General features: G+C 64.8%; 24 protein-coding genes and 5 pseudogenes. 17 read left to right on the plus strand and 12 right to left on the minus strand.

Going from position 1 to position 24,817, the window contains the following annotated elements:
* Positions 1 to 9 precede the first annotated feature (9 nt).
* From BX604_RS25530 to BX604_RS25545, 4 genes are all read left to right on the plus strand, one after another.
* A complete protein-coding gene (locus tag BX604_RS25530; RefSeq protein WP_098553583.1) occupies positions 10 to 483 on the plus strand; it encodes a universal stress protein in 474 nt (157 codons plus the stop codon).
* Positions 484 to 534: 51 nt separating this feature from the next.
* On the plus strand, positions 535 to 810 hold the full coding sequence (locus BX604_RS25535) for a DUF1488 domain-containing protein (protein WP_098553584.1): 276 nt from the start codon (positions 535 to 537) through the stop codon (positions 808 to 810).
* Positions 811 to 1,020: 210 nt separating this feature from the next.
* The gene (locus tag BX604_RS25540; RefSeq protein ID WP_098553585.1) at positions 1,021 to 1,671 is read left to right on the plus strand and encodes a BON domain-containing protein; all 651 of its coding nucleotides are present in this window, start codon (positions 1,021 to 1,023) and stop codon (positions 1,669 to 1,671) included.
* A gap of 55 nt (positions 1,672 to 1,726) precedes the next feature.
* Positions 1,727 to 1,966 carry a hypothetical protein gene (locus BX604_RS25545; protein ID WP_098553586.1) on the plus strand — a complete coding sequence of 80 codons (240 nt, stop codon included), beginning with the start codon at positions 1,727 to 1,729 and terminating at the stop codon, positions 1,964 to 1,966.
* Positions 1,967 to 2,019: 53 nt separating this feature from the next.
* On the opposite strand, the gene BX604_RS25550 is transcribed toward BX604_RS25545, so the two are convergent.
* From BX604_RS25550 to BX604_RS25560, 3 genes are read right to left on the minus strand one after another with little or no spacing between them, the layout of a single operon-like run.
* Positions 2,020 to 2,961 carry a TIGR00730 family Rossman fold protein gene (locus BX604_RS25550; protein ID WP_257146424.1) on the minus strand — a complete coding sequence of 314 codons (942 nt, stop codon included), beginning with the start codon at positions 2,959 to 2,961 and terminating at the stop codon, positions 2,020 to 2,022.
* A 26-nt stretch (positions 2,962 to 2,987) separates the two neighbouring features.
* Entirely contained in the window at positions 2,988 to 3,323 is a 336-nt protein-coding gene (locus tag BX604_RS25555) for a c-type cytochrome (RefSeq protein ID WP_098553588.1), read from the minus strand.
* A gap of 50 nt (positions 3,324 to 3,373) precedes the next feature.
* Positions 3,374 to 4,375, minus strand: a complete 1,002-nt coding sequence (locus BX604_RS25560; protein WP_098553589.1) for an Acg family FMN-binding oxidoreductase — start codon at positions 4,373 to 4,375, stop codon at positions 3,374 to 3,376.
* Positions 4,376 to 4,550: 175 nt separating this feature from the next.
* On the opposite strand from BX604_RS25560, the gene BX604_RS25565 reads away from it, so the two are divergent.
* The gene (locus tag BX604_RS25565) at positions 4,551 to 5,540 is read left to right on the plus strand and encodes a zinc-dependent alcohol dehydrogenase family protein (protein ID WP_098553590.1); all 990 of its coding nucleotides are present in this window, start codon (positions 4,551 to 4,553) and stop codon (positions 5,538 to 5,540) included.
* Between the two features lie 34 nt (positions 5,541 to 5,574).
* Here BX604_RS25565 and fnr read toward each other — a convergent pair whose 3' ends face one another.
* On the minus strand, positions 5,575 to 6,348 hold the full coding sequence (gene fnr, locus BX604_RS25570; protein WP_098553591.1) for a fumarate/nitrate reduction transcriptional regulator Fnr: 774 nt from the start codon (positions 6,346 to 6,348) through the stop codon (positions 5,575 to 5,577).
* Between the two features lie 438 nt (positions 6,349 to 6,786).
* Here fnr and BX604_RS25575 point away from each other — a divergent pair, with 438 nt between their 5' ends.
* Complete coding sequence (locus tag BX604_RS25575) at positions 6,787 to 7,245, plus strand: universal stress protein (RefSeq protein ID WP_098553592.1); 459 nt, start codon at positions 6,787 to 6,789, stop codon at positions 7,243 to 7,245.
* Between the two features lie 49 nt (positions 7,246 to 7,294).
* On the opposite strand, the gene BX604_RS25580 is transcribed toward BX604_RS25575, so the two are convergent.
* The 3 genes from BX604_RS25580 to BX604_RS25590 all read right to left on the minus strand — a co-directional run bounded on the left by BX604_RS25580 (position 7,295) and on the right by BX604_RS25590 (position 9,615).
* Positions 7,295 to 8,128: a universal stress protein gene (locus BX604_RS25580; protein ID WP_098553593.1), complete on the minus strand. Its 834-nt coding sequence runs from the start codon at positions 8,126 to 8,128 to the stop codon at positions 7,295 to 7,297.
* Positions 8,125 to 8,628, minus strand: coding sequence for a universal stress protein (locus tag BX604_RS25585; protein ID WP_098553594.1), 504 nt, complete (start codon positions 8,626 to 8,628; stop codon positions 8,125 to 8,127). Before BX604_RS25585 ends, BX604_RS25580 begins: the two co-directional genes overlap by 4 nt.
* Before the next feature lie 147 nt (positions 8,629 to 8,775).
* Positions 8,776 to 9,615 (minus strand): universal stress protein, encoded by an 840-nt coding sequence (locus BX604_RS25590; protein WP_098553595.1) that lies wholly within the window; start codon positions 9,613 to 9,615, stop codon positions 8,776 to 8,778.
* A gap of 67 nt (positions 9,616 to 9,682) precedes the next feature.
* Between BX604_RS25590 and BX604_RS38610 the strand changes: the two genes are divergently transcribed.
* Entirely contained in the window at positions 9,683 to 9,928 is a 246-nt protein-coding gene (locus BX604_RS38610) for a hypothetical protein (protein ID WP_143748112.1), read from the plus strand.
* Positions 9,918 to 10,664 (plus strand): beta-ketoacyl-ACP reductase, encoded by a 747-nt coding sequence (locus tag BX604_RS25595; protein ID WP_098553596.1) that lies wholly within the window; start codon positions 9,918 to 9,920, stop codon positions 10,662 to 10,664. The genes BX604_RS38610 and BX604_RS25595 overlap by 11 nt, the downstream gene beginning before the upstream one ends.
* Before the next feature lie 203 nt (positions 10,665 to 10,867).
* Here the strand turns inward: BX604_RS25595 and BX604_RS25605 are convergent, their stop codons facing one another.
* Together BX604_RS25605 and BX604_RS40025 are read right to left on the minus strand one after the other, a co-directional pair.
* Positions 10,868 to 11,863 (minus strand): MBL fold metallo-hydrolase RNA specificity domain-containing protein, encoded by a 996-nt coding sequence (locus tag BX604_RS25605; RefSeq protein ID WP_373562442.1) that lies wholly within the window; start codon positions 11,861 to 11,863, stop codon positions 10,868 to 10,870.
* A pseudogene (locus BX604_RS40025) lies at positions 11,841 to 12,179 on the minus strand (MBL fold metallo-hydrolase); the annotation flags it as partial. The pseudogene BX604_RS40025 and the gene BX604_RS25605, both read right to left, overlap by 23 nt.
* 331 nt (positions 12,180 to 12,510) lie before the next feature.
* Here BX604_RS40025 and BX604_RS25610 point away from each other — a divergent pair.
* From BX604_RS25610 to istA, 4 genes and pseudogenes are all read left to right on the plus strand, one after another.
* Positions 12,511 to 12,960 carry a hypothetical protein gene (locus BX604_RS25610; protein WP_098553598.1) on the plus strand — a complete coding sequence of 150 codons (450 nt, stop codon included), beginning with the start codon at positions 12,511 to 12,513 and terminating at the stop codon, positions 12,958 to 12,960.
* A 117-nt stretch (positions 12,961 to 13,077) separates the two neighbouring features.
* Positions 13,078 to 13,427: pseudogene (locus BX604_RS25615) on the plus strand (AAA family ATPase).
* Between the two features lie 311 nt (positions 13,428 to 13,738).
* Positions 13,739 to 14,047, plus strand: a pseudogene (locus tag BX604_RS25620) (DUF4158 domain-containing protein); the annotation flags it as partial.
* A gap of 114 nt (positions 14,048 to 14,161) precedes the next feature.
* Positions 14,162 to 15,301, plus strand: a pseudogene (gene istA, locus BX604_RS25625) (IS21 family transposase); the annotation flags it as partial.
* Here the strand turns inward: istA and BX604_RS25630 are convergent.
* Positions 15,300 to 16,411 (minus strand): IS3 family transposase gene (locus BX604_RS25630; protein ID WP_098550017.1). Its coding sequence is split into 2 segments (ribosomal slippage): positions 15,300 to 16,162 and positions 16,162 to 16,411, totalling 1,113 coding nucleotides; the frame shifts between segments, so codons are not numbered across the junction. The pseudogene istA and the gene BX604_RS25630 overlap by 2 nt on opposite strands.
* A 76-nt stretch (positions 16,412 to 16,487) precedes the next feature.
* Here BX604_RS25630 and BX604_RS39930 point away from each other — a divergent pair.
* Both BX604_RS39930 and istB read left to right on the plus strand, forming a co-directional pair.
* Positions 16,488 to 16,637, plus strand: coding sequence for a hypothetical protein (locus tag BX604_RS39930; RefSeq protein ID WP_179894854.1), 150 nt, complete (start codon positions 16,488 to 16,490; stop codon positions 16,635 to 16,637).
* Positions 16,634 to 17,317, plus strand: a pseudogene (gene istB, locus BX604_RS25640) (IS21-like element helper ATPase IstB); the annotation flags it as partial. The gene BX604_RS39930 and the pseudogene istB, both read left to right, overlap by 4 nt.
* A gap of 613 nt (positions 17,318 to 17,930) precedes the next feature.
* Here istB and BX604_RS25645 read toward each other — a convergent pair.
* The gene (locus BX604_RS25645; protein ID WP_098554049.1) at positions 17,931 to 19,172 is read right to left on the minus strand and encodes a cystathionine gamma-synthase family protein; all 1,242 of its coding nucleotides are present in this window, start codon (positions 19,170 to 19,172) and stop codon (positions 17,931 to 17,933) included.
* A gap of 475 nt (positions 19,173 to 19,647) precedes the next feature.
* Between BX604_RS25645 and BX604_RS25650 the strand changes: the two genes are divergently transcribed.
* The 3 genes from BX604_RS25650 to waaC all read left to right on the plus strand — a co-directional run bounded on the left by BX604_RS25650 (position 19,648) and on the right by waaC (position 23,739).
* On the plus strand, positions 19,648 to 21,723 hold the full coding sequence (locus tag BX604_RS25650; RefSeq protein ID WP_098553601.1) for a putative bifunctional diguanylate cyclase/phosphodiesterase: 2,076 nt from the start codon (positions 19,648 to 19,650) through the stop codon (positions 21,721 to 21,723).
* 449 nt (positions 21,724 to 22,172) lie between these two features.
* Positions 22,173 to 22,595: a TerB family tellurite resistance protein gene (locus BX604_RS25655; protein ID WP_098553602.1), complete on the plus strand. Its 423-nt coding sequence runs from the start codon at positions 22,173 to 22,175 to the stop codon at positions 22,593 to 22,595.
* Between the two features lie 145 nt (positions 22,596 to 22,740).
* Positions 22,741 to 23,739 (plus strand): lipopolysaccharide heptosyltransferase I, encoded by a 999-nt coding sequence (gene waaC, locus BX604_RS25660; protein WP_098554050.1) that lies wholly within the window; start codon positions 22,741 to 22,743, stop codon positions 23,737 to 23,739.
* 128 nt (positions 23,740 to 23,867) lie between these two features.
* On the opposite strand, the gene BX604_RS25665 is transcribed toward waaC, so the two are convergent.
* Positions 23,868 to 24,533, minus strand: a complete 666-nt coding sequence (locus BX604_RS25665) for a hypothetical protein (RefSeq protein WP_143748113.1) — start codon at positions 24,531 to 24,533, stop codon at positions 23,868 to 23,870.
* Positions 24,534 to 24,817 lie beyond the last annotated feature (284 nt).

Here is a 24,817-nt window from a genome sequence, read left to right on the forward strand (position 1 = left end):
GAGGTCCGTATGTACACGAATATCATGGTCGCCGTAGACGGTAGTGCTTCATCCAGCCAAGCGCTTGACGAAGGCCTGAAGATGGCCAGGTTATACGGAGCCCGTCTGTTTGCCGTTTTCGTCGTCGATAAATCCATTTTGCTGTCCTACGCGGGACGAATCGATCCGAATGCCTTGATCGAGGAAGTCAGACATGACGGTGTAGCCGTGCTGCGAGAAGCCGAGCGGACGATCGCGCGCGCGGGCGTGAACGGCGATACGGAAATCGCCGAAACGGAGCTCGGTCAGGATGTCGCGGAGCGCCTGCAGCGCTATGTCGCCGAACATGCGATCGATCTGGCCGTACTCGGCACGCATGGGCGGCGCGGGATCCGGCGCATGGTGCTCGGCAGTGTCGCGGAACGCTTCCTGCGCGCGGCGAGCTGCCCGGTACTGCTCGTGCGCGGCGACGACGCGGCGCGTGCAGTCGTTGCGGCCGCCTGACACCCCACCGTGCAAGCGCCGGTCGGGGCGCCATCCCGTCAGGAGACCGTCATGGATATCTCGTTTCCCGCCGAACCACCGGCGTATTCCGGGATGGAGCCCGCGCTGGCCTTTTCAGCGCTCATCGAAGGTCGGCGCGTGCAATGCGTGATCACGGCCGAGGCACTGGAAGACCATTTCCGCGCCGCGTCGCCTCGGGAGCCGGATCTCGTGGCCGCGTTCTCGTGCAATCGCCCCGCCATCGAATGCGCGGCGCGCCGCATGCTCGAGGAAGTCGGCGGCCGGCCGATCCTGCTCCACAGCGGATTTTTCCGGTTCTGCACCTGACTCGGGTGACTGCGCGGCAGGCGCGGCGAGGCAGGGTCGCGCCGCACGGAGAGAGAGCGAAACGGCACGCGGCGCGATCCGCGCGCCGTTTGTTTCGTGTGACCGGCGCCGCCGGCACCATTGACCTGCATCAGCGTTCCCGCTGCGCGCCTGTGCAAATCTGGTGACGTGCGGCGAAGGCAAATGCCGCGGCTCACTGGGGAGCAGGCGATGAAAAGCGACAAGCAATTGAAGCAGGACGTTCAGGACGAGCTGGAATCCGACCCGTCTATCGACGCGACGCGTATCGGTGTCGAAGTGGCGAACCGCATCGTGACGTTGTCCGGCCATCCGCCGAGCTATGCGGAGAAACTCGCGATCGAGCGAGCGGCGAACCGTGTCGCCGGCGTCAAGGCGATCGTGATCGACATGACCGTGCATTTGCCGGACGACGACGTCCGGACCGACGAGGACATCGCGAACGCGGTGCGTTCAGTGCTTCACTGGACTGTCGGCCTGCATGACGATGCGATCAGGGTGCAGGTCGAGCGCGGCTGGATCACGTTGTCCGGGAAGGTCGACTGGGTGCACCAGAGCCATCTCGCGGTGCGCGCGATCTCGCAGATGCGCAGCGTGACCGGCGTGACGGACCACATCCACGTGCAGGGCTCGGTCGCCGCGGCCGACATCGGCGAGAGCATCAAGCGCGCGATCATGCGTCACGCGGAGCGCGAGGCGATGCATCTCGAGGTCGACGTGCACGACGGCACCGTGACGCTGTCGGGCAAGATCGGATCGGCAGCCGAACGCGAGGCGGTGCGCGGCGCCGCCTGGTCGTCGAAAGGCGTGCGGGCGGTGGTCGACAATCTGGTCGTCGACTGAACCGGGGCGGCGCGGCGGGCGGCCGGTGCGACGGGAATGAGCGAAGGGGCACGAGATGACGCTTTCAGGCGAGCTTCACGAAGCGGACTGGTCGGTGGCGATCGAGACGATCCCCGCCGATACGGGGGGCTATCGTTGCCGGATTCATGTGACGCTCAAGTCGCCGGATGGCGTATGCGAGCGCACGTTCGCGCATAGCAGGACCCACGTCACCGAGCGCGAGGCCGCCGTCGAAGGATTGCGAGCCGGGATGACGTGGATCGAGATGAGGAAATCGGACACCTTCACGCTCTGAGTTCAATCGGGCGGCCTCGAGCCGCGCGCAGGAAACGGCCCAATGAATTCGGCTCATTCCCGCATCGGGCGGTTCGCCCGTGAGGTCGAGCGTCGCGGCGGCGATCGCCGCTGTGCATACCAGCCGCCGATGGCATGCCAGATGTCCTGCGCGGATTCGCAATAGACGAACAAGTCGAGATCGATGCGATCGATCATCCCGTCATCGGCGAGAAACGCGAAATCGACGGCGCGGCGCCAGTAAGCTTCGCCGACGAGTATCACGGGAAGCGGCGCGATCTTCCGGGTTTGCAGGAGCGTCAACACCTCGAACAACTCGTCGAAGGTGCCGTACCCGCCCGGGAAGAACACCGCTGCTTTCGCGCGTTCGAGCAGGTGCAGCTTGCGGATCGCGAAATAGTGAAATCGAAGGCACAGGGCCGGCGTGAGGTAGGGGTTGGGCGCCTGTTCCCGCGGAAGTTCGATGTTCAAGCCGATGCTCGGCGCGCCGCTTTCGTATGCGCCTCGATTGGCGGCCTCCATGATTCCCGGGCCGCCGCCGGTGATCACGGCGAGCCGTGCCGTGCGGGTGCGCCGGTCGGCACGGCCGACGATGCGCCCGAATTCGCGCGCGACACGATAGTAGACGCTGTATTTGACGAGACGGCTCGCGGCCGCGACGGCGCGACGCCGGCGCGCGTCGTGCGGCCGCTCCGCCAGCGCGCGGCTCGCTTCGCCCAGCAGCGCATGGGCTTCGGCGGGCGCGACCATGCGCGTGCTTCCGTAAACCACGATGGCGTGACCGATGCGTTCCTGTTGCAGGCGCTCCTCGGCCTTCCAGTAGTCGAATTGCAGCCGGAGGCCGCGCATGCCGGGGCGCTTCAGGAGCGTCGTGTCTTCATCGGCCCATATGCAGTGCGTGGTATCGGCCCGGCGCCGCGGCCGCCGCGCAAAGGGGCGCGCGGTTGGAACGCGACGTTGCGGGGCCCTGAAAGCGGTCCGTTTGACTGCGCTCATGATGGAAGGCGGGTAACGAGGCTCGGTTACTGGCTCATGACCCATTGCACCAGTTGATGCGCGTCGTCACGCGAGAGCGGACCGCCGCGCTCGGCGGCGGACGGCATCGGCGTATCGCCCCAATGCGCGCGGCCGCCGACACGCAGCTTGGTTTCGAGCTGCTCGTCGGCGTGCGGCACGCCCCGGTAGCGTTCCGCGATCTGGTGGAACGATGGCGCGAGGAACGGCATGTCGGAGGTGTGACAAAACATGCAGTGCTGTGCGTTGACGAGCTCGGTGGGTTCCGGCACCGCCGTCTGGGCGGCCGCGATGCCGGCCAGCGCGGCGAGCACGCCGGCAGCGAGTGGGCGCGTGACGTTCATGGTTTTTTCCTCGTTTTCCGCGTCGGAACGAAAGCCGGCACCGGGCGCGATCAGGCAATCACTTCGTCGAGCGGCCGGCGCGGCGAATGCGGCACGTGCGGGCCGCGCCCGATGCGCAGCAGCAGTTGCGGATGCCCGCGCAGCGCGAGCAATTGGCACAGGTGCGCACGCAGTCCGGTCGCCTCGATCGGCTGGTTCAGGTACGACGCCGTGTAGCCCGCACGCGTCGCGACGAGCAGCAAGCGCTCGAGCGCTTGCCCGGCGGCGAGCCAAGCTTCGCGATCGTCGCGAGCCGTCGCGATGCAAACGATCAGCGGCGACGCGCCGACGAGCTGGTGATGCAGCGCGGCCAGGCCGTTGCCGAGATCGAACGTGCGCACCGCGGTCGTCACGATCGGCGCGGCGAAATCCAGCAGCGCCGGCACGCCGGCCGCGAACGCGGGCATGCCGTCGACGTGCCGGCGCGGATCGATCCAGCTCGCCAGTTCGCGCCGAAACCGCGGGTCGGCAAACTGCTGGCGGTCCGCTTCGGCGATGACCTCGGCCACCCGGGCACGCCGTGCGATCGAGTCGGCACAGGCCACGTCCGCGCCTTCCGCTGCGCCCGCCGCGATCAGCTCGCGCTGCAGCGCGTCCGGAACGGGTTCGGATTCGAACGGGGCGCGCGTCGTGACGCGCTCGGGGATCGCGGCGAACAGCGTACCGAGCTCCGCATCGGTGTAGCCGTCGTCGCACACGCGCACGAGTGCCAGGATGTCGGGGTCGATGTCGGACGGGAACGTGCTGATCGTATGCGCGATCCCGGCATGATCGAGCGCGACGCGGAGGTTGAGCAGCGCCGCGCCGCAACTGATGATCAGTTCGCGATCGAACGGATCGACCACCGGTAACGCGCGAACCCGGTCCGCGCATACCGCGATCGTCGTCCCGTCGACGATGAACCGCCACGGCTGGGAATTGTGGCTTGATGGCGCCAGCACCGCGTAGCCGAGCAGCGACCGCAGTCGATCGTCGAGACGGGGGATTGCGGCAAGGGGAGTAACGGATCTCATTCGACAACCTCCAGGGAGCCGGCCAGCGGCGGAACGCCATTTCATCCTGTCAGCAACCGGCCGGCGGCCGTTGACCCACGTCAAGCCCGCGTTACCGAGTCGTACGGACGCGGTTTCGGGCGCCTAGGCTTGGAACAAGCGAAGCGCGCGAGGCGATCGCGCGGGGGAGGTCCACATGCTTGCGATGATGTTCGACGGCACGACACCGGATTTGCGCGAAGCGCACGTGCCGGCCCCCGTGCCCGCGGCAGGCCAGTTGCTGATCGACGTGCATGCCTGCGGCGTATGCCGCACCGACCTCCACGTGATCGACGGCGAGCTCGCGCATCCGAAGCTGCCGCTGATTCCGGGGCATGAAATCGTCGGGACGGTGCTGTCGCCGGGCATGGGCGTGACGGGTTTCGCGGTCGGCGACCGGGTTGGTGTGCCATGGCTCGGCCAGACGTGCGGGCATTGCGCGTATTGCGCCGCCGGGCGGGAAAATCTGTGCGACAGCCCCGGATTCACCGGTTATACGATCGACGGCGGTTATGCCGAGCGCACCGTCGCGGACCACCGTTATTGCGTGCATCTGCCGCGGCGCTACTCGGATCAGGACGCCGCGCCGCTGCTTTGCGCCGGCCTGATCGGCTACCGTACGTTGCGCATGGCCGGCGACGCACGGCGAATCGGGATCTACGGGTTCGGCGCGGCAGCGCATCTCGTCGCGCAGATCGCACACCACGAAGGACGCAAGGTGTTCGCGCTGACCAAACCCGGCGATACCGTTGCACAGCAGCTTGCGCTGTCGCTGGGGGCGGCATGGGCAGGCGGCAGCGACGAAGCGCCGCCCGAGCCGCTCGACGCCGCGCTGATTTTCGCGCCGGTCGGCGCGCTGGTACCGGTGGCGCTCCGGGCGGTGGACAAAGGCGGGATCGTCGTGTGCGGCGGCATTCACATGAGCGACATTCCGGCTTTCCCGTACGCCTGGCTGTGGGGCGAGCGCCGCATCGCATCGGTGGCCAATCTGACGCGCGCGGATGCCGTCGCGTTCATGCGGATCGCCGACGCGATGCCGCTGCGGGTCGAAGCCACGCGCTATGCGCTGACCGACGCGAATCGCGCGCTCTCGGACCTGCGCATGGGCCATGTATCGGGCGCCGCCGTACTCGACATGCGCGGCTGAACCGCGCGACGCCCGTGCCGGGCAATCCGCGGCGTCAGAGGCGCGCGAGCCCTTCCGAATCGACGATGCGGATCTGCTTGCCCTGCGCCGCGACGAGCCCTTTCTGCTGGAACTTCGACAGCATGCGGCTGACCGTCTCGAGTTTCATGCCCAGATACTCGCCGATCTCGTCGCGGGTCATCCGCAGCACGAATTCCGCAGCCGAGTAGCCGCGTGCCTTGAAACGCGTCGAGAGATTCAGCAGGAACGCGGCCACGCGCTGTTCCGCGCTCATCGTGCCGAGCAGCAGCATCAACGCGGACTCGCGGACGATCTCGCCGCTCATCATCTGGTAGACGTGGTGCTGCATCGACTGCACCTCGCGGCACATCTGCTCGAGCTGGCCGAACGGAATGATGCAGACGGTGCTGTCTTCGAGCGCGATCGCATCGCCGTTGTGACGTCCGGTATGCACGCCGTCCAGCCCGAGCGATTCGCCGGCGATCTGGAAGCCGGTCACCTGCGCGTCGCCGTCGCGATGCATGACGACGGTCTTGAACGATCCGGTTCTCACCGCGTAGATGCTGTTGAATGTATCGCCGGCCCGATACAGGGTGTCGCCGCGCTTGATGTGACGCGTCGTGCAGATCATCGCGTCGACCCGCGCGAAATCGTCGGGTGTCAGCGCCTGGGGCAGGCAAACGGCGCGCAGTGCGCATGACGAGCAGCGGGACGACGCGCGCTTCGGCTGGTCCGACCGCTCGACGGAGTGCAGCGGAATAAAGGGGCGCGACAACGGGGGCATCGACACTTCGGCATGGCTCTGCATGATCTGCTCCGGTTCGTTGGGGGGGCAGCGAATCGCGTTGGCACGGTCGCGCTGGCCGGCATACAGGCGGCTTGAAACTTCGCCGCCTTCATCAAGGACGCGCCGCTCCGGATCGGCGGGACGACGGATGCAGTCGACGCAGGACTGCGCCGCCGGGCTGCTCCGGAAGGCACGCGTGTTCGTTTTTCTTGATCGGAAGTATGGCGAGCCGGACGCGAGAATGAAATCAGCGGAGATTGAAGATTCAGTAGGTGACGAGGAAGGGTTGTAGGGCAATTCCTACAAGCGCGCGGCATCTTGTCGCACTCGAGACGGATGCATGGGGCCGCCATGTCCGTCGCGAGGCTCGCTTGATCGGCGTCAACGAGCCGGGCCGCGGCGCGCTCAGACTGAAATTCCCGATCCGGCCGGAACGGGATGGATCAACCGGGAGACGCCATGTATGAACGGATCTTCGCCGCGCTCGACGACACGCGCGCTGCGCGGCTTGCGCTCGACGAGGCGATTGCAATCGCCCGCGCGTCGGGCGGCCTCGTCGTCGCGGTGTGCGTCGTGTCGGATCTGCTGCAACTGACGGGTATCGACGGCGGTTATGTCGAGCGGATCGACCCGAGCGGCGTGGGGACGGACCGGGCGGCGACGGCGGTCGCCGATGCCGAGACCGCGTTCCGGCTGTGCGGGGTGCGCGGCACCGCGCGAACGATCGACGCACGCGGCGAGAACGTGTCGTCGGTGCTGGCGCGCGCGGCCGCCGAATGCAATGCCGACCTGATCGTGATGGGGACGCACGGCCGGCACGGGGTTCGCAGGGCGTTGCTCGGCAGCGTCGCCGAGTCGCTGCTACGCACCGCGGACCGGCCCGTGCTGCTGGTCCGCGACGCGCCGGGCGCGTTGTGATCCACCAGGGCGGGGCGGCCGAATGAGGCTGCCCCGTTTCCGTTCGCGCTCAGTGCGACAGCAGCACCGGCACCGTCATGGTTTCGAGGATCGTGCGCGTCGCGCCGCCGAGTACGCGCTCGTGCGTCCGGGTATGGCTGTACAGGCCCATCACGATCAGGTCGGCGTGAAGGTCGGTGGCCCGGTTCAGCAGGGTCGCGCCGACGCCGACCGTGCTCGCGCGCGTTGTTGTCGAGAACGATGCGCGGATGCCGTGGCGCTCCAGGTACGCGGCGACGTCCACGCCGACCGGCGTCTTGTCCGGATCGGGATGCCCGTGGCCGACCGTCTCGACGTTCACGAAACGCGCCCGCGCGAGCAGCGGCAGCGCGTCGGCCATCGCGCGCGCGGCTTCGCGCCCGCCGTCCCAGGCGATCAGCACGTTCTCGCCGAGGGGGCGCATGTCGCCCGCGTAGGGCACGACGAGCGCCGGCCGGCCGCTGCCCATCACGACGTCCTCGATGAAATGGCGCGCGACGTGCGTCAGGCGATCGTCGGGATCTTCCTGGCCGAGCACGAGCAGGTCGGCATGACGCGCATGCTGGATCGCCGTGTCGGTCGCGGCGCCGGCGGGCGCCCGCCATTCGATGCTGCGCCCCGCGCGCTCGGCGGCTTCGAGAAATTTCTCCTCCGCGTCCTTGCGCCGCTGTTCGCACAGGCGCTCGTACGCCGCAAGCGTGAGCGGCTCGTCGGGCCGCCGCAACGGTTCGAAGATGTCCTGGCAAACCACGTAGAGGCCGATCAGGTGAGCGTTCCAGCGGCCCGCGAGATCGAGCGCCAGTTCGACGCGCGTCGCGCAACGATCGCTGTCGTCGAGATGGACGAGCAGGGTCTTGTAGCTCATGACGGCTCCTTTTCGGTCGACGCGGCGGCGGGCGCCGCGGCGGGTGCCGGCGCGCCACTCGCCGGAATCATCAGCACGGGGCACGCGGCGTGCCGCAGCACGCGCTCGGCGACGCTGCCCAGGACGAGGCGGCGGAAGCCGCGCCGGCCGTGGGTGCCCATCACGATCAGGTCGGCGCCGGTTTCCTTCGCAACGAGCACGATCCGCTGCGCGACGTCTTCGCCAACTGGTTCGACATTGGCGATCTGCGGCGTGCCGGCGACGCCGCGCGCCTGCATGCGCTTCGCCGCGTCTTCGGTGACGCGCAGCCCTTCCTCGCGGAACGCGTCGATCAGGATCGACGGGTCGTAGCCGTACATGTCGTAGGCCGGCACCAGGAAATCGACCACGTAGACGGGCGTGAGCCGCGCACCCGATTCCGACGCCAGCGTCAACGCGGTATCGAGCGCGCGGGAAGACGTTTCGCTGCCGTCTAGCGCGACCAGAATGTTCGAATACATGACGGCCCTTTGAACGCGTATCAATGATTTGATCATCGGCCCGCGCGCGCCGATCGCGCTGATCTGGATCAAGCGGCGCCGTCGCGTCGCGGCAGGCGCATCGCATCCGGTATCGAGCGCTTTGCCTTCGTGCAGCGGCCGGCGTGCTCAGTGCGACATCAGTACCGGCACCGTCATCGACGCCAGCACCGTGCGCGTGGCGCCGCCCATCAGCAGCTCGTGCCAGCGCGGATGGCCGTATGCGCCCATCACGAGCAGATCGGTGCCGCTTTCATACGCGCGTGACAGCAGCGTGTCGCCGATGGACGCGCCGGGGCCGTTATCGATGTCGAGCACGTTGACGTCCGGCGCGTGACGCGCAAGCATCAGCGCGGCATCCGCGGCCGGAATGCGGGTGGTCGCGGCTTCTGAATCGCCATCGACCACCGCGACGACCGTCGTGCGTTTCGCGTGTGCGAGGAACGGAAGCGCATCGTGCGCGGCGCGCGTGGCCTCGCGGCTGCCGTCCCAGGCCACCAGCGCGCGTTCGCCGACCGACGGAAATTCCCCGGCGTACGGCACGAACAGCACCGGACGCCCCGCCGACAGCACGAGCGTTTCCGGAAACTGGTCGTCGATATAGGTTTCGGGATCGTTCGGATCGCTCTGGCCCGCGATCACGAGATCCGCAAGGCGCGCGAGACGCGGCACCGCAACGTTGGCGCGCGCATCGGCGCGAATCCAGGCCGACGACACCCCGGCCCGCGCCGTTTCGGCGTGAAACAGGCGCTCGAGCGCGGCGAGACGTTCGTCGCGCCGTTCGCGATGTTCGCGAAAGTAATCGGCGGAGCCGGCCATCACGTAGAACGAAGTCGGCTCCGGCGTGTAGATCGCGAACAGCCCGGTCAAGTGCGCCTTGAAGCGCCGCGCGAGACGCAATGCGAACTCGAGGCGCGAATGCGCGCCAACGCTCGTATCGAGATGCACGACCATGCTCTTGTAGCTCATCGGGATCGCTCCATCGACGGTGTATCCGCCAGTGCAATTCAGTCTACGAAGCAGGCTTCCCGCGTGCTTGACCCAGATCAACGGCCGCCGTGCCGCACAGCCGCAGAGTGACACGGGCGCGGCCGGTATCGGGCAGGCGGCGCGAGACGGGTGCAGACCCTTCGACCGAATCGACAGAGGGAAGACCATGACCACCGACGCTTTGACGACACCGAATATGACGGAAACGGCCGGCGCGAACGGCGCGTTGGCGCTTGCCGACGAGCGGCGCGACGGCGCGAATGCGACGCGGGAGCACGATCATGTGCGCTGATCGGGTCGCATTCGTGACGGGCGGCATGGGCGGCCTGGGCGCCGCGATCAGCCGTCGCCTGCATGCGGCGGGCATGACGGTCGCCGTGTCGCACACGGAGCGCAACGACCATATCGCGACCTGGCTGGTGCATGAACGGGAAGCCGGGCGCACCTTCCACGGCTTCGAAGTCGACGTCGCCGACTACGACGCGTGCCAGCAGTGCGCGGCGCGCGTGCTCGCGCAATTCGGGCGTGTCGACGTGCTCGTCAACAACGCCGGCATCACGCGCGACGCCAGCTTCGTGAAGATGACCAAGAGCATGTGGGACGCGGTGCTGCGCACCAATCTCGACAGCATGTTCAACATGACCAAGCCGTTCGTGCCCGGCATGATCGAAGCCGGCTTCGGCCGCATCGTCAACATCGGCTCGGTGAACGGCTCGAGAGGCGCGTACGGGCAGGCCAACTATGCGGCCGCCAAGGCGGGCATTCACGGTTTCACGAAGGCGCTCGCGCTCGAACTCGCGCGGCACGGCGTGACGGTCAACACGGTGTCGCCCGGCTACCTCGCGACCGCGATGCTCGACTCGGTGCCAAAGGACGTGCTCGACACGAAAATCCTGCCGCAGATTCCGGTGGGGCGCCTCGGCAACCCCGACGAGATCGCCGCGCTCGTCGCGTGGCTGTGCTCGGACGCGGGTGCGTTCGCGACCGGCGCGGAATTCGACGTCAACGGCGGCATGCACATGCGCTGAATGCTTCCGGCATCCGCGTGCCGGTCACGCTTTCGCTCGACGACGTCGAGCGTGACAACGACACGTTCGGCCGCGCCGCAAACACGCATGCGCTGAAGGGTCGTCATCGACGCGGCGTGATTGCGGCGTGCATCGTGGCGAGGGGCGGGTGCCCGCCGCGACGGATGACGGGACGCGCGGCGTTCGTGCGCCGCGCGTTGCCGTCAGGATGAAAGCGCCGCCTGTCCGCGTGCGTCGTCGCGTACGACTTCGTCGAGATCGACCGTCTGCCCGTAGGTCGGCACCTCGCACGGCCAGTGCAGGGTCTCGGCGATGCGCCGCCGCAAGGCATCGGCCGCCGCCGGTTCGCCGTGCGTGACGAAGGTCCGGAACGGCGCGCGCTGCATCGTGCCGAGCCACTGCAGGATTTCCGCGTAGTCGGCATGCGCGGACAGCGCCGCGATCGACTCGACCCGCGCCCGTACGCGCACGTACTCCCCGTGAATCTTCACCGTCGGCTCGTGCGCGGCCAATGCCGCGCCGCGCGTGCCCGCGGCCTGGTAACCCACCAGCGCGATCGTGTTGCGTGCGTCGGGCGCATAGCGGCTCAGATGATGCAGCACACGACCGCCCGTCGCCATGCCGCTTCCCGCAATGATGACCATCGGCCCCTGGTGCCCGGCGATCGCCTTCGACTGGTCGACCGTGCGGACCATCGTCGCCGCGTGGCCGAGCGCGTTCGCTTCCGACAAGGTCAGCCGGTGCTCGAGGAGGTGGTGACGATAGATCTCCGTCACATCCGTCGCCATCGGGCTGTCGAGAAACACCGGCACGCGCGCCATGCGGCCGGCTGCTTTCAGCCGCGCGATGTAGTGCAGGATCTCCTGCGCGCGGCCGACGGTGAAACACGGGATCACGACCACGCCGCCGCGCGAGAAGGTGGTGTCGAACAGCGCGGCCAGCTCGCTCTCGGGGTCCGATGCCGGATGCAGGCGGTCGCCGTACGTCGATTCGACGACCAGGTAATCCGCATGGGCCGGCGCCGTCGGCGGCTGCATGATCGGGTCGTGATAGCGGCCGAGATCGCCGGAGAACGCCAGTACCTTGTGATCCCAGTGCATGACGACGCTGGCGGCGCCGAGGATGTGACCGGCGGGTAGCAGCCGGAACGACAGGTCCTCGCCCAGCGTGACGCATTCGTCGAATGCGGCGGGTTTCATGAGATGCAGCGCGCGCTGCGCGTCCCCGGTCGTGTAGAGCGGCTGGGCCGGATGATGCTTCGAATAGCCGTGCCGGTTCGCGAAATCCGCTTCTTCCTCCTGCAGGCAGGTAGCCGGTGTGGTCGAGATGCGCATGCGTGAGGACCACCGCATCCAGGGTGTCGGGCGCGATCGGCAGCGGGCTCCAGTTGCGCAGCCGCAGGTTCTTCGTGCCCTGGAACAGGCCGCAATCGACCAGGACGCGCCGGTTGCGGTGCTCGACCAGATACTTCGATCCGGTCACGGTTTCGGTCGCACCGAGAAAAGTCAGTTTCATGGGTTGCCTCGCCGGAAGTTGAGGAGTTCGGTGTTCCGATTACATCGCGTGCGCGCGCCACCGCGTTGACGGAAGTCAGGGATTGTCGTGTCCGTGCGCGTGAGCGTGTGCGCGACGGTGGCGATTCGACGGAGGAATGGCGGCGGGCCTCCATCCGGCATGCGGGGCGCGTCGTTTCGCGGGGTTGATGCCGGTCAACGCATGGGCCCGGCGGCAGTACGATAGTGATTGCATGTGCGACGGCGCCGCCGCGTCCCGGCAACCCGGGCGCCCGTCTCGCGCGAGGCGAGGTGCGTGCCGGTATGACAGGATTTTCAGGGCGAGGCCCATCATGACGTTGATCGCGAATCTGGACGGCGCGCGGGTCGGCTACCGGCTGTGCTTCGTTCGCCGCCCGTGGGCGTGGTTCACCTGTCTGCCGCTTGGCGAGCAATGCGGTCAAGGCTGGGCGGACGTACCGTATCAGGACTTTGCGAAACCGCCTTACAGCGATTTGCGCGCTCAGCTGCTGCGGGTCGCGTTCGACGCACCGCGCCTGCTGACGCCCGAGACGGGGCTGCATGCGCATGCCTGCAGCGTCGAGCAAATCAACGAGGGGGCCGCGCCGTGGCTGCGCAGCGAGGATTTCGTCGACGGCACGACGCTCGTCGTGCCGGGCGGGATCGCGCTCGGTGCGTTCGTCGAGCGGATCGAGGCGGCCGGCGGCACCGTGTACGCGCCGCTCGGCTGGGACGAACTACCGCCGTGGCACCGTCCCGGCGTCGCGGCGCCCGCGGGCTGAACCGCCGCCGCGCTGTGCGTCAGCCCGCTTCACCCCAGCCGCCGCCGAGCGCGACGTAGAACGCGACCGTATCTGCAGCCGCTGGGCAACGGCCTGCAGCCACGCGACGCGCGCCTGATGGTATTGCGTGTCGGCGACGTCCCGAAGGGAGTCTTGATCGTCGGATCGCCTGGAACCGGCAAGACGCTGCTGGCGCGCGCGGTGGCCGTGCCGTTCTTTTCGATCCGCGGCTCGGCGTTCGTCGAGATGTTCGTCGGCGTCGGCGCCGCGCGCGTGCGCGATCTGTTCGAACAGGCGCAGCAGAACTGCTCGTCGAGATGGACGGCTTCCAGGCGAATTCCGGCGTGATCATCATGGCCGCGACCAACCGGCCCGAGATCCTCGACCCGGCGCTGCTGCGGCCGGGCCGCTTCGACCGTCACATCGCGATCGACCGGCCGGACCTGACACGACGTCGACTCTGTTAATTGGCAGAGGGGCGTCACCATGGTCACCCGAATCTGCCGCACTGCTAGTTGTAGTTTATTATTTGACATAAGCTAAACTAGCGATTTTTTAGGGTCGCAAGATAATTCTAGGTCGAACCAGCTCCTTGCTGGCGTACGCCACCTGGTCTCAACGACGACAGCTCGAGCAGCGTGAGCGCATCGGCTCGTTTTCGTTCCGACACCATTCTTAGGCGATCGACACGTGCAGCCGCCATCCCGACTTTCCCCGTAGCACCTCAATTTTTGCCTCGCTACGCTTGGCCGCTCTCGTCATCGATGCGGAGTCGCTGATGGACCACTGGCGATTGGCTTATCTCGGGATCCGGCAGGTGCCGCGCGAGCTGAGCGAGTTCGAGCTCGCCACATTCTTCACGTTCTCCAAGCGGGAGCGTGTTGACATTGACTCAAGACGCACCGATCTCTTTCGGCTCGCGGTCGCGTTGCACATCGGCTTTCTGCGCATGACCGGCCGGCCGCTCGGCTCGTACAAGCAGATTCCCACGGTTCTATGGCGACATCTTGGCCGACAGCTGAATGTAAAGCCGCCAGACCTCGGCACGTTACGTTCACTTTACGATGGCAACCTCAAGACCTTATCCTGTTGATGTCCGCACAGAACTGACCCACTAGAGCTGAAAATTTTCATCGAATTTTGACCCACGTGATTGAATGCCCTGCTCAATCTTTGAGCAGGGGATACAAAGGTGATCACGGTGGGCATATTGGCCAAGATCAGGCGGATGTATTTCCGCGAGAAGGTCCCACTGCGCGAGATTGCGCGGCGTACGGGCCTGTCCCGAAACACGGTGCGCCGCTGGCTGCGGCAGACTGATGCTGTCGAGCCGAAGTATCCGAAGCGCGTCAGCCCGAGCGTCATCGACGACTGGGCCGCACAGCTGACAGGTTGGCTGCGTGCCGACAGTCATCGCCCGAAGCGTGACCGGCGCACCGCCCGGTTCATGTTCGAGGCGATCCGCGCCGAGGGTTACGCCGGCAGCTACGGCCGCGTAAGCGCGTTCGTGAGGCGTTGGCACGAGGAGCAGGCTGAGGCGCCTCGCAGGAAGGCCTTCGTGCCGCTCGCCTTCGAACCCGGCGAAGCCTTCCAGTTTGACTGGAGCTGCGAATACGCGTTTGTTGGCGGGCTACGGCGACGCCTGGAGGTCGCCCACGTCAAACTTAACTCCAGCCGCGCGTTCTGGCTCGTCGCCTATCCCACACAGAGTCACGAGATGCTGTTCGATGCGCACGCCCGCGCATTCGCCGCGTTCGGCGGCGTGCCGCGGCGCGGCATCTACGACAACATGAAGACCGCCGTGGACAAGGTTGGCCGCGGCAAGGAGCGTGCGGTCAACGCGCGCTTCGAAGCGATGTGCAGTCACTACCTGTTCGAGCCGGAGTTCTGCAACCGGGCTGCAGGCTGGGAGAAAGGCATCGTCGAGAAGAACGTTCAGGACCGGCGACGTCAGATCTGGCACGAAGCAGCGCTACGGCGCTGGGAAACGCTGGAGATCCTGAACGAATGGGTCGCTGGTCAGTGTCGTGAGGCGTGGCACATGCGGCACCCGCAGTGGCCTGAGCTGACAGTCGAGGATGTGCTGCAGGACGAGCGTACCCGGCTGATGCCCAATCCACGGCCGTTCGACGGCTACATCGAGCAGACCCTGCGAGTCTCGTCGACCAGCCTGATTCACTTCCAACGCAACCGCTACAGCGTGCCCACCGAGTACACGAACCAGTTGGTGAGCGTGCGCTGCTATCCGGCATATCTCAGCGTCGTCGCCAACGCCCAGGAGATCGCACGCCACGAACGCAGCTTCGAGCGGCTGACCTGCCTGATTTCTTCGGGCCATTTCAATCTTGGAGAACGACCTCGGTTACGTCAGTTGAACAATACTGCTGCTTGAACTCGTCGGGCGTCAGGTATGCCAGACTTGAATGCGGCCGCACGGCGTTGTAGTGACGCCGCCACTGCTCGATCACGACCGTGGCTTCGGTGCGCGTCCGAAACCATTCGAGGCTCAGGCACTCGTCGCGGAATTTACCGTTGAAGCTCTCGTCCGCACCATTTTGCCAAGGCTTGCCGGGATCACTGAGCGCCATTTCCATCCCGCTATCCGCTGCCCACTTCAGGATGGCGCGCGACACGAACTCCGGACCATTGTCTGAGCGAAGGTAGCGTGGCGCACCGTGGACGCTGACCAGCTTCGACAGAACCTCGATGACCCGTCCGGAGCGGATCGATCCCGCAACATCGATGGCCAGGCACTCACGCGTGTATTCATCAATCACCGTCAGGCATTTCAGTTGCTGGCCGTTGGCGCAGGCGTCGAACACGAAGTCATACGCCCAGACATGTCGAGCCGCTGTCGCGGGCTGTGGCCGCGGGCGACTGACCGACACGCGTCTACGCGGACGCTTGCGAGGCACCTGCAGCCCCGCAAGACGCCAAAGCCGCCAGGCCCGGTCGGCGCTCATCGGATGGCCTTGCCGCTCCAGAAAGATCTGGATTCGCCGGTACCCATAGCGTGGATACTGCGCCGACAGAATGCCCATCGCCGCCAGCACCGGCGCATCCCGCACAGTAAGCTTCGATTCGTAATGCAGCGCTGATCGTGCCACCAACATCAGCGCGCACGCACGTCTCTCCGACAGGCCCCTTGCTTTCGCGTAAGCGACCTGCTGGCGTCGGGCGGGCGCGCTCACCACTTTTTTGTGTTGATCTCGCGCATCACGTCCAGTTCCAGATCACGTTCCGCCAGTATCTTCTTCAGCCGCGCGTTCTCTTGCTCGAGTTGCTTGAGCCGCTTGACGTCGGCCGCCTCCAGCCCGCCGAAATGCTGGCGCCAGTTGTAGATCGTCTGCTCGCTGATCCCATGCTTCTTCGCGACCTCGGCGACTGGCGCCTTGTCCGCCTCCCGCAGGATCGTCACCATCTGTTCGTCGGTAAATCGGCTCTTCTTCATGACTTCCTTTTTCTCCGTTGGAAGCCATTCTCTCAAGTTTCAGTTGGTCCGAAATTTCCAGGGCAGGTCACGGCACATGACCTTCTACGATTGGCGCCACTACGTCACGCTGGTCGAGCGCAAACCCGGCGCACTGCGCAACGGCGCACCGTTCATCACGATGCCGCAGCCGCTGCAACTGCTGCAGCGGCGCGCCACACTGACTTCGAGCCGGAGCGCTTCATGAAGCAGCTGTTGATGGCTGAAACCGCCGAACGGCAGGTGCGCTCGATCGCCTATCAAATGACCGCTGCGCGCTTCCCGGCCCACCGCGACCTGAAGGGCTTCGACTTCGCGCAGGCACACGTCGACGAAGCGCTGGTGCGCGAACTGAGCGAGCTGTCGTTCCTCGAAAGCGCGCACAACGTCGTGTTCATCGGTGGTCCGGGCACTGGCAAGACGCACCTCGCCTCAGCGATCGGAATCGAAGCCGTACAGCGCCACGGCAAGCGTGTGCGCTACTTCTCGACCGTCGAGCTGACCAACGCCCTGGAGCAGGAGAAGTCCATCGGCAAACAAGGCCAGATCGCCCACAAGCTGATGTACGTCGATCTGGTGATTCTCGATGAGCTGGGCTATCTGCCGTTCAGCCAGACCGGCGGTGCATTGCTGTTCCATCTGCTCTCAAAGCTTTACGAGCACACGAGCGTCGCGATCACGACCAATCTCAGCTTCGGCGAGTGGGCGAGCGTGTTCGGGGATGCAAAGATGACGACAGCGCTGCTGGACCGCGTCACCCATCACTGCCACATCGTCGAAACGGGCAATGAATCGTGGCGCTTCAGGACCAGTTCTGCCAAGGCAAAGACAACAAGAAAAAGAGCAGCAAAACCAGCGGGTAACGAAGAGTTATCCACACCGGAATAGATGTACTACGCTGTCTCAGGGTGGGTCAGATCTAGATGAAATCGGTGGGTTAAGACTCGGTGGAAATCAACAGTCTAAGTGCCTTCGTTCGAGAAGGGCACATTTCCTTTTTATATGTAACCGACACACATTCATTTTTGCTCTCGCGGCTACCGCTGAGGGCTGCAAGAGCTACTTCGCTCGGTTCAGCTAGTAGCGAATCTGTCCGCCAGCGCCAGCGATCTCGGGACCAACATAGCTTTGAGTTGTTTGCGCATCACACACGCCGAGGGGAGCGTCGGAGGCCGGATCGGCACGGAAAAGCGATGCTCCAGAAATTCCGGCGGGCAACGAGTGGCTACATTCGAGCCTGAGTGGTCAACGACTGGCCAACTTGGGGCTCCATACCAAGAATTGGTCAAGATTGCTGCTCCTTGCATAGCAAGTGATCGAGATTCCTTCCGAATGCCCAAGAAGCATCTTTGGCCACCAAACAATGGAAATCTTTTATATTCAATACGTTACGCAGACTCCGATGTGGTCGGAATTGCTTCCGTCGCACAGGAAAGAAAAATACGTCAGGCCGACCGAGGCCAGCGCGCTGGCCTCGGTCACGATATCAACGGTCCGAACGTTACGCCGCAAACGTCAGCGCGTGCGAAAAATCCGCGATCAGGTCGTCGATATCCTCGATGCCGGCCGACAACCGCAGCATGCCGTCGGAAATGCCCATTGCCTTGCGCGTTTCCGGGCCGGCTTCGAAAAAGATCGTCGGCGCAACGGGAATGATAAGCGTGCGCGTGTCCGCGAGACCCGTCGCCTTGATCGGCAGCTCAAGCGCGTTGACGACTTCGATCATGCGCTCCGCGTTAAGCAATTCGAACGACAACAGCCACGACGCGCCCTTGAACAGCGCTTGCGCGATCTCGTATTGCGGATGGCTCTTCAGGCCGGGATAGAACACCTTGCCGACTGCCTTGTGCCCTTCCAGAAATTGCGCGAGCGCGAGCGCGTTGTCGCTACTTTGCTTCACGCGCAATGCGAGTGTTTCCGCGCCCAGCCCGATGGAGTGCGCCTGCTCGGACGACAACGTCGCGCCCATGTCACGCAGGCCCTTCTTGCGGATCTGCAAAAGCCCCTGCTCCTTCGCCGTCGAACGCCGATAGTCATCGGCGATGTTCGGATAGGCGCTCCAGTCGAACAGGCCCGTATCCGTCACGGCTCCGCCGAGCGCAGCACCGTGGCCGGCGATCGTCTTCGTCAACGAGTTGATGACGAGGGTCGCGCCGACCGCCTTCGGTTTGAACAATGCGGGCGAGGTAATCGTGTTATCGACGACGTACGCGATGCCGCGCTCACGGCACACGTCGCCGATGCCCTGCAAGTCGGGAATCTGCGTGCCTGGATTTGCGATGGTTTCGACGAACACCATCCGCGTATTCGGCCGGATCGCATTCTTCACGTTCTCGACGACGCAGGCATCGACGGTCGTGACTTCAACGCCGAGCGTCCGCAATGTGCCGAACAGGCTGTTGGTGTTGCCGAACACGTAACGGCTCGCGACGAGATGGTCACCCGCACGCAAGAGCGTGAGAAACGTCGCCGTGATCGCGGCCATGCCGGTACTGAAGCAGACCGTGCCGACACCTTCTTCCAGGCTCGTGATCTTGCGCTCGAGCGCTGCGGTCGTGGGGGTGCCCTGCCGCGCGTAATTGAAGCCGCCCTTCTTCGTGCCCTGGAACACGCCGATCAGATCCTCGACGCGTTCGAAACCATATTGCACGGACGTATGAATCGGCTGATGCACGGCGCCGTGCTCAGTGCCCGCAATCCTGTCGCCGTGAACGATGCCCGTGGTAAAGCCTTGCTTGTTCATCCCTTCTTCGCCTTTCAAGTCGATCACTTCCGGGTGATTATCCTTGATAACCCATGCGTCCGCGCAATTCCCGGCGCCGGGATGCCGCCCGCACGATCCCGCCGAAACCGGCTCCAACGATGACCGACATCCGGCATGCAACCTTCCCCGCGAATCGTACGAATCAGGCGTGGCGCCTTGATGTCCTCGCGCAGCGTCTGACAATTCCGCATTCGACAACGGAATGACCGTGTTGTCCGCAGCAATCAGGTGGCGGCCGATCTGGTGAAGCCGCCATCCGGCGAAGCTGTTTTTCTCCAGCGGCGACGAGAACGTTTCCGAAAAAGTCTGACGAAAACCCTGCGCCCCCGACCAACCGATCGAAGTAAATCTCGATCGGATAACGTCGATCACGCCCCGTATAATGCACGCCAAAACAAAGCCCAGGCTCGACTGAAACGCACGTTATTGGTAGCGAAAAACAGGAAAATCCATTGTGCACGGTACCTATAACCCTTGGCTTGCCGCATTATCCCTGGTGGTCGCGACACTCGCAGCCTACACGGCACTTGACCTCTCCAGCCGGATTGCGCTGCTGAGCCATGAGCGGCGGCGTCAGGCGTGGATAGCCGGCGGTGGCATGGCAATGGGTATCGGCATCTGGTCGATGCACTTCATCGGTGTGCTGTCATTTGCGCTGCCCATTCCAGTCGGCTACGACTTCGCGATTACGGGCGCCTCGCTCGCGATCGCTGTCGCTGTGTCGTGGTTTGCGCTGTACATCGTCTCGCGTGAGTCGCTATCGCCCGGACGTCTCGTCGCCAGCGCCATCCTGATGGGACTGGGCATTGCCGGCATGCACTACACCGGCGACGCCGCGATGAAAATGCAGCCGGCCATCACCTACGACACCGTGCTGGTTGCCGCATCAATTGGCATCGCGATTGCTGCATCCGGTGCCGCGCTCTGGATTACGCAATCCCTCAGCGCCGCGAATCAACGCCAGTTGAACGCCAAGAGAGTCGCAGGCGCGTGCGTCATGGGCGTCGCGATAACGGGCATGCACTACACGGCGAATGCCGCCGCCACCTTCCTGCCGGGTTCGATCTGCGGCGCGACTCACGAGATCGCTACGCCCTTGCTCGCCACGGCGGTGACGCTGTCCACCCTGGCAATCCTGATCGTGACGCTCGTACTCAGCCGCTCCGGAGCGCGGACCTCGTTTCTGGCGAGTGTCGTCTCGCGGCTCAACGGCGAGATTGTTCGCATGGCGCAGTTCGACGAACTGACTGACCTCCCGAACCGCCGCACCCTGACGGAACGCATCGAGTATGCGATCCACACCTACCGTCATTACCAGGCCAAGTTCGCAGTCCTGTTCATGGATCTGGATGGTTTCAAAACCATCAACGATTCGCTTGGACATACCGCTGGCGACGAAGTGCTGAAGGCATTTGCGCTGCGATTGCAGCAATGCGTGCGCGCCAACGATACCGTGGCACGCCTTGGCGGCGACGAATTTGTCGTTCTGCTGGAGAATATTTCGTCCATCGACGATGTCGAACGTGTGGCGGAAAACGTGCTGAATCGGATGCGTGAGGGCCTTTGGAACGACGCGCAGCCGCTGCAAGTCACGCCGAGTATCGGCATTGCGCTCTACCCGCGCGACGGTGAGACCGTGGAAGTCCTGCTCAAGCATGCCGACGTTGCGATGTACGAGGCCAAGCGCGCCGGCCGCAGTACCTACCGATTCTTCCAGGGCGACATGAACGTGGCGGCCAACCGTACGTTGCAGGTCCAACGCGCGTTGCACGAAGCCTTGGCCGCCGGCTACTTCGAACTTCATTTTCAGCCGAAATTCCACGGTAGCAGCGGCGCGCTCACCGGCGCCGAAGCGCTGTTGCGGCTGAACCATCCGGAACTCGGTACGTTGATGCCGTCGGAGTTCATCCCCATCGCCGAACGCACCGGGCAAATTGTGCAAATCGGCTACTGGGTCGTGCGGGAAGCGTGCCGCCACCTGACACGCTGGCAAGCAGACGGATTGCCGACTCTCCAGATCGCCATCAATCTGTCGCCTCGACAGATAGCCGAGCCGGATCTGGTTTCGAATTTCCTCGGGATCCTGAGTGCCGAGGACGTGCAGCCCGCTCAGCTCATGTTCGAGATTACCGAGACCGTGGCAATGCAGGACGCCGCGCACACGACAGCGATGATTCACGATTTCCAGGCAAAGGGTTTTGAAGTTGCGATCGACGACTTCGGCACCGGTTATTCCAGCCTGAGCTACCTGCAGCGCTTTCGCGCGAAGCAATTGAAGATCGACCGCTTTTTCACCCACGAGCTCGACAAGCACAACCCGGAAGGTAGCGCGATCGTTCGCGCCATCATTGCATTGGCGCACACGTTGAAAATGGATGTGGTCGCGGAAGGCGTTGAAACCGCATCGCAACTGGAACAACTCAAAATATTGATGTGCGACGAGGTACAGGGATTCTTGCTTGGCCATCCGCTTGAAGCAGAGGCATTTGGCAAGCTGCTGCAAAAGGAATCGCGCGTCGAGAGCACTTGATGAATCCGGCGGTTGCCGGTGGATTCTCGGCGCCGCCGTACTCAGCGTGATGGTCCTCCCGTCCCATCCGTCATCAGGCAGTTCGATTCCAAAGAACGCCGTCTATCCGGACGTGGACGGATACCGCGCAACGTCCGCGAGGTATCGAGCCAGACTCGTGCACGCGAGGCGCATGACCGCACATCCGGTCGAAGTCGCCCCCTTCCGTATTTTCCACGACCCGCAATACGCTGCAGAAGGTCGATGCAGCGCAACCGGTGCGCGCATGTCCTCCGACAGTCGACGCACACGCCCCCGGTTTGCGGCGATCCCGCCATCCCGACACTTCGCTCCTTACTTCGGTTTTCCCGAAGCTTCAGTATCAAATTAACTGATTTTTCCGATCACCCAAACCCTCGAAACTGTTGATTCTCCAACAACGCGGAACGATCCCGCAAAGGAACAACAGCATGAGAACCTATCCCCGCAACAGCGCCCAGGCAGCCGCACGCATCGTTGCACTGGTGCTCATCGCGGACGGCCACGTCGATCCCAGCGAGGAACGGTTCCTCGAGAAGCTCGAGGCCAAGCGCAGGTTCGGGATCGAATCGACCGAGTTCGCGCAAATCGTCCAGACGGTATGTGAAGACCAGGCGATCAGCCATGTGTCGTCCGGCACCCTGTCCGGCCATCTCGATCAAGCCACGCTCGAGACGCTACTCGCGGAAATCGACGATCCCGATCTGCGCGTGCGAATCATCGAGATCTGTCTTGCGGTCGCATCAGCGGACGGACACCTCGCGGACGGTGAAATCAGTGTGCTCGGAACCATTCTGACGGCGTGGACGCCGCAAACGCTGAACGTCGCGTCGGAAGAACGCAGCTTCGCGTAGGCGCCAGGCGAAGCCTGCCCCGGTTTCCAACCGTCACCGCCGAGGTCAGGAATGTTCCGCAACAGCACTGACAGCAATCCGGCCTCGCGGACATCCGGTTCCCTGTATTCGGCATGTTATTCAGCAAGCCAAACCCATGATTGCAATGAAGCGCATTTTGATCGTGAAGGTGACGTCGCTTGGCGACGTCGTCCAGACGCTGCCGGTCGTCGCTGACCTCCATCGGGCCTTTCCGGGCGTGACGGTCGACTGGGCCGTGGACGAGTCGTGCGCCGAGGTCGTTCGCTGGCACCCGGGCGTAAGCAACGTGCTCTGTGCGCCGCTGCGGCGGTTCAAGAAGCGCCGAAACGGCGGCGACCTGAAAGCGATTTCCGCGTCGATCGGCGCGTTGCGCGCGCACCGCTACGATGCCGTCATCGACCTGCACGGCGTCTACAAGAGCGCGATCATCTCGATGATCGCGCGCGCCACGCGCCGCGTCGGCTATCAAACGCAGGATCTCGGCGAGACGGGCGCCCGCTTCGCCTATTCGCATCGCTTCGGCCCGCGCCCGGACTGCGACGCGTGGCACGGCATGCGCGTGAGCGCCGGCGAGGCGCTGGGCTATGTCCCCGAGGGCATCGCCGCGTATGGGATAGTCCCGCCTCGGGATGCGAACCTGCCGCTCGCCGTGGCCGACGGCGCGCCGTTCATGCTGTTGTTTCATGCGACGTCCAATCCGGACAAGAAATGGCCGGCGGATCACTGGGCCGCGCTCGCCATGCAGATGATGGCGCGCGGCATGCGCGTGCTGGTGCCGTGGGGCTCGGCCGCGGAACATGACGATGCGCAGGACATCGTCGCTCGGGCCCCGGGGGCGGTCGTGCTGCCCGCGATGTCGGTGCGCGAACTGGGCGCGGCGATCGGCCGGGCCGCGCTCGTGGTGGGCGTCGATACCGGGTTCGTGCATATGGCGCACGCGCTGCAGCGACCGACCGTGATGATTTTCGTCGCGACGTCTCGTCATCATTGCGGCATCGGCGGCGCACCGAACGCGCTGTCGATCGGTGAACCGGGCGCGATGCCGTCTGTCGACGAGGTGATGGTCGCCGTTGGCAAAGTCCAATGTGCCCACCATGCGCCCACCCGGCGTCGATCGCTTTAACCACCGAATGCAGCGCAGGCGGACCGACCCGCTCGACGGCGGGCGCGGACAAGTGCCCTTCGACTTCGGCATGCGCTCACAAGCGCGCTGCCCTGAAGGGCGCTATATCGATCGTCGGCGGGCGCCCGTCACCCAAGCTCGCGCGACATCGCCCCCGGATCAATCGCCACGATCACATCCGCCACGACCCCGCGTGCCGGATCGCGCGAGTCCACCAACGAGGTGCGCGCAACGGCTTGAGCGCCATGCTGGCTCGCGTAGACCGGATCGTCGGTCAGCACGACACGGGCAACGCGGTTGTCGCGATACGGCGCGACGTTCCGCATCAACGGCACGATCAGCGCTTCCGGAAGAAACACTTGCCCGGTGTGCGCGACGTGGTCGCCATGCGACGCGCTCGCGGCCAAGCGGACGCGGAAATGCACGTGATTCGTTCGGCCCGGATATACGCCGGGAATGATCGAATCGAAACGTGCGATGCCGTTTCGATCGGTCGGCTGCCCCCCGCGCAAGAAGGTCAACGCGTCGGTCGGGTGGGGTGCCGGCGGCATGCCCGTCGGTAGCCCATGATTCGTGCCGGCCGAACCCAAACCGGATGGCGGCGGCCCAGGGGGCAGTCCGGCGGGCGGCCCCGAATGCGAGAGCTGACCGAATCCCGAATAGACGCCGAGCGCGTCGCATTGCCAGACATCGACGAGCGCATCGGCCAGCGGCACGCAGCCGCGCACGTCGATCACCGTGAAGCGAAGATCGAGCGGCACGCCCGGCTTGTGCTCGCGAATGTCGCGCCGCATCAGGCGCTTGTCGAGATAGTACGGGCCGAGGACTTGCTCCGCACTCGCCACGCACACCTCCGTGTTCGCCGCGAACCCGAGGCGGGCATGCATGGCGAAGCCGAGCGCAGCGCCTGTCGTCAACACGGACGACAGAAACGCGCGACGGGACAGACTGGAACGATAGCGCATGACGAGTCACAGTTTGACGCACGGAAGCACGCTGATTCCAGCGGTGCCTTGGCGCGACGAATTGAAGGAAATCGTGAGCGGCCGGCTGGATTCCACGGACGACACACGGCAGC

It is taken from the genome of Burkholderia sp. JKS000303 (genome assembly GCF_002563755.1).
GTDB classification, from domain to species: domain Bacteria; phylum Pseudomonadota; class Gammaproteobacteria; order Burkholderiales; family Burkholderiaceae; genus Burkholderia; species Burkholderia anthina_B.

Excerpts from the sequence above, each read along its gene's own strand:
- BX604_RS25655 (WP_098553602.1), top strand. The coding sequence starts at position 22,173 with ATGAGAACCTATCCCCGCAACAGCGCCCAGGCAGCCGCACGCATCGTT.
- BX604_RS25665 (WP_143748113.1), bottom strand. The coding sequence starts at position 24,533 with ATGCGGCGCGACATTCGCGAGCACAAGCCGGGCGTGCCGCTCGATCTT.
- BX604_RS25580 (WP_098553593.1), bottom strand. The coding sequence starts at position 8,128 with ATGAGCTACAAGACCCTGCTCGTCCATCTCGACGACAGCGATCGTTGC.
- BX604_RS25565 (WP_098553590.1), top strand. The coding sequence starts at position 4,551 with ATGCTTGCGATGATGTTCGACGGCACGACACCGGATTTGCGCGAAGCG.
- BX604_RS25605 (WP_373562442.1), bottom strand. The coding sequence starts at position 11,863 with ATGAAACCCGCCGCATTCGACGAATGCGTCACGCTGGGCGAGGACCTG.
- BX604_RS25645 (WP_098554049.1), bottom strand. The coding sequence starts at position 19,172 with ATGAACAAGCAAGGCTTTACCACGGGCATCGTTCACGGCGACAGGATT.
- BX604_RS25585 (WP_098553594.1), bottom strand. The coding sequence starts at position 8,628 with ATGTATTCGAACATTCTGGTCGCGCTAGACGGCAGCGAAACGTCTTCC.
- BX604_RS25610 (WP_098553598.1), top strand. The coding sequence starts at position 12,511 with ATGACGTTGATCGCGAATCTGGACGGCGCGCGGGTCGGCTACCGGCTG.
- BX604_RS25540 (WP_098553585.1), top strand. The coding sequence starts at position 1,021 with ATGAAAAGCGACAAGCAATTGAAGCAGGACGTTCAGGACGAGCTGGAA.
- BX604_RS25530 (WP_098553583.1), top strand. The coding sequence starts at position 10 with ATGTACACGAATATCATGGTCGCCGTAGACGGTAGTGCTTCATCCAGC.
- BX604_RS25595 (WP_098553596.1), top strand. The coding sequence starts at position 9,918 with ATGTGCGCTGATCGGGTCGCATTCGTGACGGGCGGCATGGGCGGCCTG.
- waaC (WP_098554050.1), top strand. The coding sequence starts at position 22,741 with ATGAAGCGCATTTTGATCGTGAAGGTGACGTCGCTTGGCGACGTCGTC.
- BX604_RS25575 (WP_098553592.1), top strand. The coding sequence starts at position 6,787 with ATGTATGAACGGATCTTCGCCGCGCTCGACGACACGCGCGCTGCGCGG.
- fnr (WP_098553591.1), bottom strand. The coding sequence starts at position 6,348 with ATGCAGAGCCATGCCGAAGTGTCGATGCCCCCGTTGTCGCGCCCCTTT.
- BX604_RS25535 (WP_098553584.1), top strand. The coding sequence starts at position 535 with ATGGATATCTCGTTTCCCGCCGAACCACCGGCGTATTCCGGGATGGAG.
- BX604_RS25545 (WP_098553586.1), top strand. The coding sequence starts at position 1,727 with ATGACGCTTTCAGGCGAGCTTCACGAAGCGGACTGGTCGGTGGCGATC.
- BX604_RS39930 (WP_179894854.1), top strand. The coding sequence starts at position 16,488 with ATGACCTTCTACGATTGGCGCCACTACGTCACGCTGGTCGAGCGCAAA.
- BX604_RS25590 (WP_098553595.1), bottom strand. The coding sequence starts at position 9,615 with ATGAGCTACAAGAGCATGGTCGTGCATCTCGATACGAGCGTTGGCGCG.
- BX604_RS25550 (WP_257146424.1), bottom strand. The coding sequence starts at position 2,961 with ATGAGCGCAGTCAAACGGACCGCTTTCAGGGCCCCGCAACGTCGCGTT.
- BX604_RS25560 (WP_098553589.1), bottom strand. The coding sequence starts at position 4,375 with ATGAGATCCGTTACTCCCCTTGCCGCAATCCCCCGTCTCGACGATCGA.
- BX604_RS25555 (WP_098553588.1), bottom strand. The coding sequence starts at position 3,323 with ATGAACGTCACGCGCCCACTCGCTGCCGGCGTGCTCGCCGCGCTGGCC.